The sequence below is a fragment of the Actinophytocola glycyrrhizae genome (assembly GCF_042653545.1).
Classification (GTDB): Bacteria; Actinomycetota; Actinomycetes; order Mycobacteriales; family Pseudonocardiaceae; genus Actinophytocola; species Actinophytocola glycyrrhizae.
On record NZ_JBHSIS010000020.1, the window covers coordinates 117,394 to 130,242 of the forward strand.

The following is a 12,849-nucleotide window of genomic DNA, read 5'->3' on the forward strand; positions in this document are numbered from 1 at the left end:
CCGCCGTAGGCTGGCCGGGTGGCTGATCCGTCGACATATCGTCCGTCGCCGGGCACGATTCCGGACGCGCCTGGGGTGTACAAGTTTCGTGACCCGGGGGGCCGGGTCATCTACGTCGGCAAGGCGAAGTCGCTGCGCAGTCGCCTCAACTCCTACTTCGCCGACGTGGCGATGCTGCACCCCCGGACCCGGCAGATGGTCACGACCGCGGGCAGCGTCGAGTGGACGGTGGTCACCACCGAGGTCGAGGCGCTCCAGCTCGAGTACAACTGGATCAAGGAGTTCGACCCCCGGTTCAACGTCCGCTACCGGGACGACAAGACCTACCCGGTCCTCGCGGTGACGCTGCACGAGGACTACCCGCGCCTGCACGTCTACCGGGGGCCCAGGCGCAAGGGCGTGCGGTACTTCGGCCCGTACGCCCACGCATGGGCCATCCGCGAGACCCTCGACCTGCTGCTGCGTGTCTTCCCGGCGCGCACCTGCTCGAGCGGCGTCTTCAAGCGGCACGGACAGATCGGCCGCCCCTGCCTGCTCGGCTACATCGGCAAGTGCTCGGCCCCGTGCGTGGGCCGGGTGTCGGCCGACGAGCACCGCGACATCGTCGAGGACTTCTGCGACTTCCTCGCCGGCCGCACCGACCACATGGTGAAGCGGCTCGACAAGGAGATGAACGCGGCCGCCGCCGACCTCGAGTTCGAGCGCGCGGCCCGCCTCCGTGACGACCTGTCCGCGCTGCGGCGCGCGATGGAGAAGCAGGCGGTCGTCCTCGGCGACGGCACCGACGCCGACGTCGTCGCGTTCGCGCACGACGAGCTGGAGGCCGCGGTCCAGGTGTTCCACGTCCGCGGCGGCCGGGTCCGGGGGCAGCGCGGCTGGGTCATCGACAAGATCTCGGACGAGATCGACGGGGACGGCACAGCCGGGCTGGTCGACCAGTTCCTCATCCAGTTCTACGGCGACCAGGCCGAACTGGCGGAAGACGACGACGTCAGCCCGGTCCCGCGCGAGGTGCTGGTCCCCGCGCTGCCCGACGACGCGGACGCCATGAGCGACCTGCTGACGGAGCTGCGCGGCTCCCGCGTCCAGCTCCGGGTGCCCCAGCGCGGCGACAAGCGGGCGCTGATGGAAACCCTCGAACGCAACGCCAAGGACGCCTTCCAGCTGCACAAGCTGCGCCGCGCCGGTGACCTCACCGCCCGCTCGGCCGCGCTGCAGGAGCTGCAGGACGCGCTCGGTCTCGACACCGCGCCGCTGCGCATCGAGTGCATCGACATCAGCCACATCCAGGGCAGCGACGTGGTGGCGTCGCTGGTCGTGTTCGAGGACGGGCTGGCACGCAAGTCCGAGTACCGCCGCTTCGCGATCAGGGAGGCGGCCACCGAGGGCGACGTCGCGTCGATCGCCGAGGTGGTCCGCCGCCGCTTCCACCGCTACCTGCAGGAGACCAGGGAGGAGCAGCGGGCGGGCATCGACCCGGAGACCGGGCGGCCGAGGAAGTTCGCCTACCCGCCGAACCTGCTGGTGGTCGACGGTGCGGGCCCGCAGGCCAACGCGGCCGCGGACGTGCTCGCCGAGATGGGCATCCAGGATGTCGCCGTCATCGGGCTCGCGAAGCGCCTCGAGGAGGTGTGGCTGCCCGCCGACCCGGAGCCGACCATCCTCTCGCGCACGAGTGAGGGCCTCTACCTGCTGCAGCGGGTCCGGGACGAGGCGCACCGGTTCGCGATCGCCTACCACCGGCAGAAGCGGTCGAAGCGGATGATCACCTCCGCGCTCGACGGCATCCCGGGTCTCGGGCAGAGCCGCAAGGCGGCCCTGCTCAAGCACTTCGGTTCGCTCAAACGGTTGCGCCAGGCCACCGTCGACGACATCAGCGGTGTACCGGGAATCGGCGCGCACACAGCGGCTTTGGTACACAGTGCGCTGGCAGCGGAAACGGACAAGACGACCACTGGAGAAACTCATGACCGAAGCTCCTGAGGATCACGCACAGGGCGTGGAGGTCGCGGTGGTGACCGGCCTGTCCGGCGCCGGCCGCAGCACCGCGGCCAAGTGCCTCGAGGACCTGGGCTGGTTCGTCGTCGACAACCTGCCGCCCGAGCTGATCTCCACCATGGTCGAGCTCGGCGCGAAGGCGCAGGGCGCGGTGACGAAGGTGGCCGTGGTGATGGACGTGCGCAGCCGCGCGTTCACCGAGGACCTCGCGTCGATCATCAAGGACCTGGACGCGAGCGGGTACAAGCCACGCGTCGTGTTCCTCGAGGCGACCGACGAGGTGCTGGTCCGCCGGTTCGAGCAGGTGCGCCGCGGCCATCCGATGCAGGGCGACGGCAGGCTGATCGACGGCATCAAGGCCGAGCGCGACCTGCTGGGCCCGCTGCGCGAGGACGCCGACCTCGTGCTCGACACGTCCACGCTGTCGGTGCACCAGCTGCGCGCCAAGATCGAGGACGCGTTCGGCAGCGACGCGTCGAGCACCACCAAGGTCACCGTGCTGTCGTTCGGCTACAAGTACGGCATCCCGATGGACGCCGACCTGGTCATGGACGTGCGGTTCCTGCCGAACCCGTTCTGGATCCCGGAGCTGAAGGACCTCACCGGCAAGGACACGGACGTGCGGAACTACGTGCTCACCCAGGAGGGCGCCGAGGAGTTCCTCGACCGCTATCACGAGCTGCTGCGCCTGATCGGAGCGGGCTACCGGCGGGAGGGCAAGCGGTACCTGACGCTCGCGATCGGCTGCACCGGCGGCAAGCACCGCAGCGTGGCGATCTCGGAGGAGCTGTCACGGCGGCTCGCCGACGAGGACCGGATGGCGGTGAAGGTGGTCCACCGGGACCTGGGGCGCGAGTGAGCGGAGCTTGGGGAGCGAACCAGAAAGCCGTGAGCGGAGCTTGCGGAGCGGACCGGAGGACTGTGAGCGGAGTCAGCGGAGCGGACCGGAGGACGAGGCTCGGCCGCGAGCGGCCGTTCACGGCCGGCGAGGAGCGGTCGTGAAGGCGGTTGCCCTCGGCGGGGGGCGGGGACTGCACGCGACGCTGTCGGCGCTGCGGCGGCTGACGCCGGACGTGTCCGCGGTGGTCACCGTCGCCGACGACGGTGGCTCGTCCGGCAGGCTGCGCCGCGAGCTGGGGCTCCTGCCCCCTGGCGACCTGCGCAAGGCGCTGGCCGCGCTCGCCGGGGAGGACGACGAGAACTCGCTGTGGGCGACGGTCTTCCAGCACCGCTTCGGCGGCACCGGTGCCCTCGCCGGGCACGCGGTCGGCAACCTGGTCCTCGCCGCGCTGCTCGAGCTCCTCGACGATCCGGTCGCCGCGCTCGGCGAGGCCGCGCGCCTGCTGGGTGTGCGGGGCCGCGTGCTGCCGATGTGCACCGAGCCCCTCGACATCGAGGCGGACGTGGTCGGCCTCGACGAGGACCCGGACGCGGTCCGGCGGATTCGCGGGCAGGTGGCGGTGGCGACCACACCCGGCCGGGTGCAGCGGATCCGGTTGCACACGGCGGGGGAGCCCCACGGTGCGGCGGGCGGCGTGCCGAAGGCGTGCGCGGCCGCGGTCACCGCGGTGCTCGAGGCGGACGTGGTGCTGCTCGGGCCGGGCTCGTGGTTCACCAGCGTGCTGCCGCACCTGCTGGTCCCGGAGTTGCACGAGGCGCTGATCGACACGGCCGCGTCCCGCATCGTGGTACTGAACCTGGTCCCTCAGCCGGGTGAGACCGCGGGCTTCTCCCCAGAGCGGCATCTGGACGTACTCTGCGAGCACGCACCGCGCCTGCGGGTGGACGCGGTGATCGCCGACGCCGACTCCGTGTCGACGCCGGACCGCCTGCGCCGCGCGGCTTCCACGCTCGGTGCGCGGCTGCGGTTGGACGCGATCGCGTCCCCCGGGGCGCGGGAACGGCACGACCCAGCGGCCCTTGCCGAGAGCCTGCGGGGCGCGTTCGAGGCGGTCAGGTCGGCGCGTGCCGACGGTTGATGGTGGGATGTACGCCTGCGTGGGAGGCGTGTCCCTGTGGGAGGGGGCACGCGTGGTGGGAGAGGAGCAACCATCGTGGCGATGACCGCGGCGGTCAAGGACGAGCTGAGCAGGCTCGCGGTGTCCAAGACGTGTTGCAGGCGGTCCGAGGTGTCGTCGCTTCTGCGGTTCGCGGGCGGTCTGCACATCGTGGGCGGCCGGGTGGTCGTCGAGGCGGAGCTGGACACCGGCGCGGCCGCACGGCGGCTGCGCAAGGAGATCCACGACCTGTACGGGCACAACGCGGACATCCACGTGCTCGCCTCCGGTGGGCTGCGGAAGGGCACCAGGTACGTCGTGCGGGTGGTGCGCGACGGTGAGGGCCTCGCCCGCCAGACCGGTCTGCTCGACCAGCGTGGCCGCCCGGTGCGGGGGCTGCCCGCCGCGGTCGTGTCCGGGGGGGTGTGCGACTCGGAGGCGGCGTGGCGGGGTGCTTTCCTCGCGCATGGTTCGCTGACCGAGCCGGGCCGCTCGTCGGCGCTGGAGATCACCTGTCCCGGTCCGGAGGCCGCGCTGGCGCTGGTGGGCGCGGCGCGGCGGATGGGCATCCAGGCCAAGTCGCGGGAGGTCCGCGGCGCGGACCGGGTGGTGGTCCGCGACGGCGACGCGATCGGCGCGATGCTGACGCGGCTCGGCGCGCACACGTCGGTGCTGGCGTGGGAGGAGCGGCGGATGCGCCGCGAGGTCCGTGCGACGGCCAACCGCCTCGCGAACTTCGACGACGCGAACCTGCGCCGTTCGGCCCGCGCGGCGGTCGCCGCCGCGGCAAGGGTGCAGCGGGCCATGGAGATCCTGGGTTCTTCCGCGCCGGAGCACCTGAGCGCGGCGGGCAAGCTGCGGCTGTCGAACCGGCAGGCGTCGCTGGAGGAGCTGGGCCAGCTGTCCGACCCGCCGATGACCAAGGACGCGGTCGCCGGCCGCATCCGCAGGCTGCTGGCGATGGCCGACAAGCGCGCGAAGGAACTCGGCCTGCCCGACACCGAGTCGGCGGTGACCCAGGAGATGCTCGAAGCCGAGGTCTAGACGACCGACGGCGCCGCGACGCGGGGCTCGCTGTGCCCACGCAATGCCGAAGGCCCCCAACCGTTCGACCGATGTGACCAGCACACGACCGCCCCGACGGCGTCGCCGGATCCAGCGCTCGTCGGCTGACATGGCGCGAGACCTGCCTGATTGACCCCCACGCAATCAGGCAGGCCCCGCCTTTCCCGGGTGCCGCACCCCCCTTGGCGTCGAGCCGTCCCCCGCCTCGTCGCCACTCCCAGCGCCCCCCTACGCCAACACAAGAGCAAGGGCCCGGTACTCAGATACGCCTCCGGTCGGAAAATCCCGAGAACCAGTTCCGGCCCCCGCGCGCGGCCGCCAACTGATTCGATACAGTTGCGTTGCCCGCACATCCCGCGACCAGGCCAACCTCGGGCGATAGGGTGGGTCGGGCTGACCGACAATCACGAGCACGAGGAGACGCACGGTGACCGTTCGGGTAGGCGTCAACGGCTTCGGCCGTATCGGCCGCAACTTCTGGCGCGCGGTGCAGGCCAGCGAGCACGACATCGAGATCGTGGCCTTCAACGACCTCGGCGATGTCGCGACCATGGCCCACCTGCTGAAGTACGACAGTGTCCTGGGCAGGCTGCCGTTCGAGGTCAAGGCGACCGACGAGGGCATCTCCGTCGACGGCAAGACCATCAAGGCCTTCGCCGAGCGTGACCCCGGCAAGCTGCCGTGGAAGGACCTCGGTGTCGACGTCGTCATCGAGTCGACGGGGTTCTTCACCAAGGGTGACGACGCGCGCAAGCACGTCGACGAGGGCGGTGCCAGGAAGGTCATCATCTCCGCGCCGGCCAAGGGCGAGGACCTGACGGTCGTCATCGGCGCCAACGAGCACCTCTACGACGGCTCGCAGACCATCATCTCCAACGCCTCCTGCACCACCAACTGCCTGGCGCCGCTGGCCAAGGTCCTCCACGATGCGTTCACCATCGAGAAGGGCCTGATGACCACGATTCACGCGTACACGCAGGACCAGAACCTGCAGGACGGCCCGCACAAGGACCTCCGCCGTGCCCGTGCGGCCGCGCTGAACGTCGTGCCGACCTCCACTGGCGCCGCCAAGGCCATCGGCCTGGTCCTGCCGGAGCTGAACGGCAAGCTCGACGGCTACTCGCTGCGCGTCCCGGTGCCGACCGGCTCGATCACCGACCTGACGGTCGACCTCGGCAAGGAGGTCACCGTCGACGAGGTCAACGCCGCCTACCGCACCGCCGCCAAGGGCCCGCTCAAGGGCATCCTGCGCTACAGCGAGGACCCGATCGTGTCCTCCGACATCGTGACCGACCCGGCGTCGTGCATCTACGACGCGCCGATCACCAAGGTCATCGGCAACCAGGTCAAGGTGTACGGCTGGTACGACAACGAGTGGGGCTACTCGAACCGTCTCGCGGACCTGACCGCGCTCGTCGCGTCCAAGCTCTGAGGCGCCGGATGAAGACTCTCGACGACCTCCTCGCCGAGGGTGTGTCGGGTCGGCGCGTCCTGGTGCGCGCCGACCTGAACGTGCCCCTCGACGGTGGGACCATCACCGACGACGGCCGCATCCGCGCGTCGCTGCCCACGATCGGCAAGCTGGCCGAGGCGGGTGCGCGGGTGGTCGTCACGGCCCACCTCGGCCGCCCCAAGGGCACGCCGGAGCCGAAGTACTCGCTCGCGCCCGTCGCGGCCCGGCTGAACGAGTTGCTCGACGCGACCGTGACGCTCGCGGACGACGTGGTCGGCGCCTCCGCCAGGTCCACCGTGGAGGGTCTGGCGGACGGCGAGGTCGCGTTGCTGGAGAACATCCGGTTCGACGCGCGGGAGACCAGCAAGGACGAGGCCGAGCGCGGCGCGTTCGCCCGTGAGCTGGCCGCCCTCGTCGGTGCCGGTGCTGGTCCTTCCGGCGCGGTGTTCGTGTCCGACGGCTTCGGTGTGGTGCACCGCAAGCAGGCCTCGGTGTACGACGTCGCCAAGCTGCTGCCCGCCTACGCAGGCGGGCTGGTGCTGGCCGAGGTCGAGGTGCTGCGCAGGCTCACCGGCACGCCGGACCGCCCGTACGTGGTGGTGCTCGGCGGGTCCAAGGTGTCCGACAAGCTCGCGGTCATCGAGTCCCTGCTGCCCAGGGTGGACAAGCTCCTCGTGGGTGGCGGCATGTGCTTCACCTTCATGGCCGCCGAGGGGCTCGGGGTCGGCTCTTCGCTGCTCGAGGGCGAGATGATCGACACCTGCAAGAGGCTGCTCGCGGACGCGGGCGAGAAGATCATGCTGCCCGCCGACGTCAAGATGGCCGACCGGTTCGCGGCCGACGCCGTGACCGAGACCGTGCTCGTCGCCGAGATGCGCGAGGACTGGATGGGCCTGGACATCGGGCCGATCACCGCGGAGCGGTACGCGGCGGAGCTGGCCGACGCGGGCACCGTCTTCTGGAACGGGCCCATGGGCGTGTTCGAGATGGCGCCGTTCGCCGATGGCACCCGCGTGGTCGCACAGGCCATTGTGGACTCGGACGCGTACAGCGTGGTCGGCGGCGGCGACTCGGCATCGGCCGTGCGCGCACTCGGCCTGCCCGAGGGCGGCTTCTCGCACATCTCCACCGGCGGCGGCGCGTCGCTGGAGTTCCTGGAGGGCAAGGACCTGCCAGGCATCGCGGTACTGGAGGGGCACCCATGAGGCAGGTCTTCATCGCAGGCAACTGGAAGATGAACCTCAACCACCTCGAAGCGATCGCGCTGGTGCAGAAGATCGCCTTCTCCCTGCCGGAGAAGTACTTCGCGAAGGTCGAGGTGGCGGTCCTGCCGCCGTTCACCGACATCCGCAGCATCCAGACGATGGTGGACGGCGACAAGCTGAAGGTGCGCTACGGCGCGCAGGACGTGTCCCGCTACGACTCGGGCGCCTACACCGGCGAGGTGTCGGCCCCGATGCTCGCGAAGCTCGGCTGCTCGTATGTCACGGTCGGCCACTCGGAACGCCGCGAGTACCACGCGGAGACCGACGAGTTGGTCAACGCCAAGGTGAAGGCCGCGCTGAAGCACGACATCGCGCCGATCCTGTGCGTCGGCGAGAAGCTCGACGTGCGCGAGGCGGGCAACCACGTCGAGTACACGACCGACCAGCTGATCGCCGGGCTCAAGGGCTGCAAGACCGACCAGGTGTCCAAGGTCGTCGTCGCGTACGAGCCGGTGTGGGCCATCGGCACCGGCCGCGTCGCCACCCCGCAGGACGCGCAGGAGGTCTGCGGCGCGATCCGGGCGAAGCTCGCCGAGAAGTACGGCCAGGAGATCGCCGAGCAGGTGCGCATCCTGTACGGCGGCTCGGTGAAGTCCGGCAACATCGGTGACCTGGTCAAGCAGGACGACATCGACGGCGCCCTGGTGGGCGGCGCGAGCCTGGACGCGGAGGAGTTCACGAAGCTCTCCGCCATGGCCGCGGGTGGTCCGCTGCCCTGACGAACGGCACTCGACGGCCCCCTCCCCGTACCGCGCGGGGGAGGGGGCCGTCGAGTCCGGTCAGAACGGTGTGACGGTCACCCTCATCGAGGTGGGGGACGGGTCCTCGATGTAGGAGGCGTGCTCGCACACGTCGTCGAAGGCGAAGCCGTACGCCTTACCGTCCACTGTGTTCTCGTGCATGATCCGCGAGTAGTGGTTGACGTTCGACCGCAGGTAGTACGTGCCCGCGTCGGCGACCGGCTGGGCGCCGGTGTCGGTGAGCACGCCCCGGTTGAAGCCCGCGCCCAGTGTCGCCGCCACCGGGCCGGTGACGCCGTCGTTCGGCGCGTTCAGCGCACCGTCGCAGAACAGGACGTCGCGGGTCGACGGCTTGGCGAACGGCCTGACGCCGCCGTCGAACACGAACTGCTCGCCCTGCACGGAACCCGTGAACGTCCTCGCGCCCGCGGTGACGGTCATCGTGTTCGAGCGGTAGTGGTTCCACACCTCGTCGATCCAGCCCGCGAGGTAGTCGTTCGCGAACCGGCCCGCGTCCAGCCCGTGGCCTGGCGAGATCACCCGCAGGTCGCCCAGCACGAGGTTCTCGAAGCCGGGAGTGCCTGCCAGCGCCGAGAAGACGGCCGCCCGGCCGCCGTCCCTGAGCCTGCCGGTGGACTGCTGGTGTGCACCGGAGAGCTCGATGGCCAGCGGCACCGACAGCATGTCGACCATCGTGGTGTTGCAGTGCATGCCGGCACCGTCGTAGGTGAACTCGGCGCAGTCGTGGAGGACCGGGTAGTTCGGGTCGGCCGTCACCCAGCCCGCCGGGTAGGCGAGCGCGTTGCCGGGGTTGCACCTGAACTTCAGCTTCTCGCCGATGGCGACGTAGATGCGGCCGGACACGCCCTGCGGCAGCGACAGCGTCCGCGAGCCGCTGACCTCGATCGCGTAGTCGGTGTAGCCGTCCGGGCCGTTGTCGGCCTCCGACACCGGCACGAGCGCCCCGTCCGGGGACAGCCTGCACTGCCGTCCGGAAGCGAGGTCGGTGCCGACGACATAGGTCCACAGTGGGCCGGCGCCGGACTCGTTGGCGATGGTGAGTGACAGAGGTGCGAGCGGCGCTGCCCCGGCTGTCCTGGCCAGGAGCGGAGCGCCGACGGTCGCCGCCGCGAGCCCCCCGAGGAACGAGCGACGAGAGATCATGCGTGTACTCCTCACTGTCGGGTGTCCAGCACTGGACACCGCGGAGGCCACGCGGAGCTATATCGGTGTTCGAGTCCCAACCCTGAGTATTGACCAGTTTGTTCCCGTGCGCAACAATCCCGTCCACGGCCCCGATGGGGCACTGCGTGACGATCACCGGGCACCAGGTAACCTGTTGCTTCGACCGTATAGGCGCGGTCCCCGTGTCGACAGCGAGGATGAAATGGAACTAGCTCTGCAGATTGGTCTGATCGTCACCAGCCTGCTGCTTATCCTTCTGGTCCTGCTGCACCGCGGCCGAGGTGGCGGTCTATCGTCACTCTTCGGTGGCGGCATGCAGTCGAGCCTGTCCGGCTCCAGCGTCGCGGAGAAGAACCTGGACCGCGCGACGCTGCTCATCGGTGCGATCTGGCTCATCTGCGTCATCGGGCTCGGCCTGCTCATCAAGGTCGCCTGATACCACCCCGTTCGGCGGCGGACGGGCATTTCTCCTTTTCCCGTGTGAACCACCTTTGTGGGGGTGTGAGAGTCGATGGCTGGTGGTAGTGCGATTCGAGGTACTCGAGTCGGCGCTGGGCCAATGGGCGAGTCGGAGCGGGGTGAGTCGGCGCCACGCCGGCGGGTCTCCTACTGGTGTGCCAACGGGCACGAGTCGCGGCCGTCGTTCGCGCTCGACGCCGAGGAGCCGGAGTCGTGGGACTGCCCGCGGTGCGGGCTGCCGGGCGGCCGGGACGAGCAGGAGCCTCCGAAGGCACCGCGCAACGAGCCCTACAAGACCCACCTCGCGTACGTGAAGGAGCGTCGCTCGGACGCCGACGGTGAGGCCATCCTCGCCGAGGCTCTCGCGAAGCTCCGCAAGAAGCGCGAAGGCTGAACCAGATACCCACGAAGGCCGCTGGATGGACCGAGGTCCCATCCAGCGGCCTTCGTGGTTCTCAGCCCGCCAGGGGGTAGGTGGCCGAGACCCGGAAGCCGCCCTCCGCGGTCGGTCCCGCGGAGAACGTGCCCCCGAGCAACCCGGCACGTTCCCTGAGACCGATCAGTCCGTGACCGCCGGACGGCAAAGCCGGCTCGCGTGCGTTCGCCCGCCCGTTGCGCACCTCGACGACGAGGGTGTCCTGCTGTGCGAGCACCCGCACCGACGCACGCGCGCCGGCCGCGTGCTTGCGGACGTTCGTGAGTGCTTCCTGCACCGTGCGGTAGGCGGCGTGTGACACCGATGTCGGCAGGCGTGACGGCGCCTCCACATCCAGCGCCACCGGCACCTGGTCGCAACGGAAGTTCGCCACGAGGTCGCCCAGCTCGTCGACCCCCGGCTGCCCCTCCTCCGTCTCGTCGCCGGACCGCAGCACGCAGACGAGGTTCCGCAGCTCCTCCAGCGTGCGGGTGGACAGCTCACGGATCGTGCGCGCGGCCTCCTCGGCATCGGCGCCTGCCGACACCTGAAGTGCGCCTGCCTGCATGGCGATGAGGGTGACCTGGTGGCTCACGACGTCGTGCATCTCGCGGGCCAGCCGGGCCCGCTCCGCCGCGCGGATGGTCTCGGCGAGGAGCTTCTTCTCCCGTTCGCGGCTGGACGCCAGCTCGCGGATGCGGGCCGACAGCTCCTGCCGCGCCGCGATCAGCAGCCCGATGGCCACCGGCATGCCCGCGATGATCACCGCCCAGATCACGTTGAGCAGGTGCTCCTGCCAGCTCAGCGCCACGAACTCGGACAGTGGCCAGCGCACGTAGGCGCAGAGGAAGACGAGGACGGAGCCGACCACCGTCCGCCACGACAGCAGCTGGTGCTTCTTCGCGAGGGACCCGAGCGCGATCATCGCGGCGAGCTGCGACCAGCCCGTCATGAAGCCGGGCACGGTGACCAGCACGGCCAGGAACGGCACGTGCCTTCGCATGACCATGGCGGCCACGGCGACGGCGGAGAGCCAGATCGAGTAGGCGGGGGCGTCCGCCGGGATGACCAGCCACACGTCGAGCACGGCGAGCAGCAACGCGGCGACGTCCGAGAAGATCCCGCGGGCACGTGGGCTGGCGCGCAGCGCGGTCAACCACCCCGGCAGCCTGCGGGTCGCCGCGAGGCTCGGGCGCGGCAGGATCCGGACGTCGTCGAGGGTCTTGGGCGGGAACGTGGACGCGACCAGGACGGAACCTCCAGTCTCGGTGCGGGCGGGACGCAAGGAGGGCTCACTCCTGCCCGCGCGTTGTCGCGGCAGCTCCGCGCCGGCGGGCACGCGGTCGCGTGTCTCGGCCGCGTGGTGCTGTCGTCGGTGTGACATAGGCTCGGCCTCCCCTCCGGAGTTGTGCTCCGCGCCAATGAAGACATAACAATCGTCCGGTAGGGACGAAATGTTTCAGATCAATGTGCTGGAGCAAATTACCAGTTGCCGGATGGCCGTACGCTTGTGCTGAACGGTCCAGCACCTCGCGCACGCGGGCCAACGTCCCACCTGCCCGTGACGGGACCGGTTCCGAGCGTGACCGCGCCGCCGGTGGAGATTCCCGCGGACCCCTAACGACTGACGACCGGAGTTCGATCTTCGGTGGACAACCGGCGCGGTGGTACGCGCGTCCGTGCTGTCGAAGGCATGGTGGTGGGGAGCCACCTGACGAAGGAAGGTGCGGGTACTTGGCGAAGTACGGGGTGGAGCAGGGGACCGACCACGTGGTGCGGCGGTCGCGGCGGGAGCCGGGACAGGTCGCGGCCGTGGTGGTGGCGGCGTTGTTCGTGGCGACCGCGGTGCTGGACGCGGGCCCAGGGCTGCTGGACAACGCGGTGCAGCTCGGGTTCGGTGCCGCGGGGCTGGCCATGAGCCGCCGTCCTCGTGGCGCGCGGGCGTTCCTGATCGCGGGCGGGGTGGCCTACTTCCTGCTGTGGCAGTTCGGGACGGTCATCGACCCGTCGCTCGTGCCGTTCCACACCGGCAACGTCGGCGTGCACCTGTCACTCGTGGCGAGCATGATCGGCCTCGCGGTCCTGAGCGGTGGCCGTGCGGCCGAGCCGGTGTTCGTGGTGCCGGAGACCGCGTTCCGGGACGTGCCCGCGCGGCTTGTCCGCAGGCGTCAGGCGCCGAACCGGCCGCCGGGCCGAGACGACCACACCACCGCGCCCAGGATGGCGACCTACCGGCGCCTTCGCCTGTTCGCCTCCCGGGTCTGACCTCGGC

Annotated in this window: 12 protein-coding genes; 10 read left to right on the forward strand and 2 right to left on the reverse strand. The window is 70.4% G+C overall.

Annotation, left to right across the window (positions count from 1 at the left end):
* Positions 1 to 18 precede the first annotated feature (18 nt).
* The 7 genes from uvrC (at position 19) to tpiA (ending at position 8,497) form a co-directional block, all read left to right on the forward strand.
* Positions 19 to 1,983 (forward strand): excinuclease ABC subunit UvrC, encoded by a 1,965-nt coding sequence (uvrC, locus tag ACFPCV_RS28720; RefSeq protein ID WP_378059498.1) that lies wholly within the window; start codon positions 19 to 21, stop codon positions 1,981 to 1,983.
* The gene (gene rapZ, locus ACFPCV_RS28725) at positions 1,967 to 2,857 is read left to right on the forward strand and encodes an RNase adapter RapZ (RefSeq protein WP_378059499.1); all 891 of its coding nucleotides are present in this window, start codon (positions 1,967 to 1,969) and stop codon (positions 2,855 to 2,857) included. The genes uvrC and rapZ overlap by 17 nt, the downstream gene beginning before the upstream one ends.
* A 139-nt stretch (positions 2,858 to 2,996) precedes the next feature.
* Positions 2,997 to 3,977: a gluconeogenesis factor YvcK family protein gene (locus tag ACFPCV_RS28730; protein ID WP_378059500.1), complete on the forward strand. Its 981-nt coding sequence runs from the start codon at positions 2,997 to 2,999 to the stop codon at positions 3,975 to 3,977.
* Positions 3,978 to 4,052: 75 nt separating this feature from the next.
* Positions 4,053 to 5,039 carry a DNA-binding protein WhiA gene (gene whiA, locus ACFPCV_RS28735; RefSeq protein ID WP_378059501.1) on the forward strand — a complete coding sequence of 329 codons (987 nt, stop codon included), beginning with the start codon at positions 4,053 to 4,055 and terminating at the stop codon, positions 5,037 to 5,039.
* A 448-nt stretch (positions 5,040 to 5,487) separates the two neighbouring features.
* Positions 5,488 to 6,492 carry a type I glyceraldehyde-3-phosphate dehydrogenase gene (gene gap, locus ACFPCV_RS28740; RefSeq protein ID WP_378059502.1) on the forward strand — a complete coding sequence of 335 codons (1,005 nt, stop codon included), beginning with the start codon at positions 5,488 to 5,490 and terminating at the stop codon, positions 6,490 to 6,492.
* 8 nt (positions 6,493 to 6,500) lie between these two features.
* Positions 6,501 to 7,718: a phosphoglycerate kinase gene (locus ACFPCV_RS28745; protein ID WP_378059503.1), complete on the forward strand. Its 1,218-nt coding sequence runs from the start codon at positions 6,501 to 6,503 to the stop codon at positions 7,716 to 7,718.
* Complete coding sequence (gene tpiA, locus ACFPCV_RS28750; RefSeq protein ID WP_378059504.1) at positions 7,715 to 8,497, forward strand: triose-phosphate isomerase; 783 nt, start codon at positions 7,715 to 7,717, stop codon at positions 8,495 to 8,497. Before ACFPCV_RS28745 ends, tpiA begins: the two co-directional genes overlap by 4 nt.
* A gap of 60 nt (positions 8,498 to 8,557) precedes the next feature.
* On the opposite strand, the gene ACFPCV_RS28755 is transcribed toward tpiA, so the two are convergent.
* Positions 8,558 to 9,682 carry a beta-1,3-glucanase family protein gene (locus tag ACFPCV_RS28755; protein ID WP_378059505.1) on the reverse strand — a complete coding sequence of 375 codons (1,125 nt, stop codon included), beginning with the start codon at positions 9,680 to 9,682 and terminating at the stop codon, positions 8,558 to 8,560.
* 223 nt (positions 9,683 to 9,905) lie between these two features.
* On the opposite strand from ACFPCV_RS28755, the gene secG reads away from it, so the two are divergent.
* Positions 9,906 to 10,139, forward strand: coding sequence for a preprotein translocase subunit SecG (gene secG, locus ACFPCV_RS28760; protein WP_378059506.1), 234 nt, complete (start codon positions 9,906 to 9,908; stop codon positions 10,137 to 10,139).
* Between the two features lie 75 nt (positions 10,140 to 10,214).
* Positions 10,215 to 10,556, forward strand: a complete 342-nt coding sequence (locus ACFPCV_RS28765) for an RNA polymerase-binding protein RbpA (protein WP_378059507.1) — start codon at positions 10,215 to 10,217, stop codon at positions 10,554 to 10,556.
* 61 nt (positions 10,557 to 10,617) lie between these two features.
* On the opposite strand, the gene ACFPCV_RS28770 is transcribed toward ACFPCV_RS28765, so the two are convergent.
* Positions 10,618 to 11,961 (reverse strand): sensor histidine kinase, encoded by a 1,344-nt coding sequence (locus ACFPCV_RS28770; RefSeq protein ID WP_378059508.1) that lies wholly within the window; start codon positions 11,959 to 11,961, stop codon positions 10,618 to 10,620.
* Positions 11,962 to 12,311: 350 nt separating this feature from the next.
* Between ACFPCV_RS28770 and ACFPCV_RS28775 the strand changes: the two genes are divergently transcribed.
* Positions 12,312 to 12,842, forward strand: a complete 531-nt coding sequence (locus ACFPCV_RS28775) for a DUF4383 domain-containing protein (RefSeq protein WP_378059509.1) — start codon at positions 12,312 to 12,314, stop codon at positions 12,840 to 12,842.
* Positions 12,843 to 12,849 lie beyond the last annotated feature (7 nt).

Excerpts from the sequence above, each read along its gene's own strand:
- tpiA (WP_378059504.1), top strand. The coding sequence starts at position 7,715 with ATGAGGCAGGTCTTCATCGCAGGCAACTGGAAGATGAACCTCAACCAC.
- rapZ (WP_378059499.1), top strand. The coding sequence starts at position 1,967 with ATGACCGAAGCTCCTGAGGATCACGCACAGGGCGTGGAGGTCGCGGTG.
- ACFPCV_RS28765 (WP_378059507.1), top strand. The coding sequence starts at position 10,215 with ATGGCTGGTGGTAGTGCGATTCGAGGTACTCGAGTCGGCGCTGGGCCA.
- ACFPCV_RS28770 (WP_378059508.1), bottom strand. The coding sequence starts at position 11,961 with ATGTCACACCGACGACAGCACCACGCGGCCGAGACACGCGACCGCGTG.
- secG (WP_378059506.1), top strand. The coding sequence starts at position 9,906 with ATGGAACTAGCTCTGCAGATTGGTCTGATCGTCACCAGCCTGCTGCTT.
- ACFPCV_RS28745 (WP_378059503.1), top strand. The coding sequence starts at position 6,501 with ATGAAGACTCTCGACGACCTCCTCGCCGAGGGTGTGTCGGGTCGGCGC.
- ACFPCV_RS28755 (WP_378059505.1), bottom strand. The coding sequence starts at position 9,682 with ATGATCTCTCGTCGCTCGTTCCTCGGGGGGCTCGCGGCGGCGACCGTC.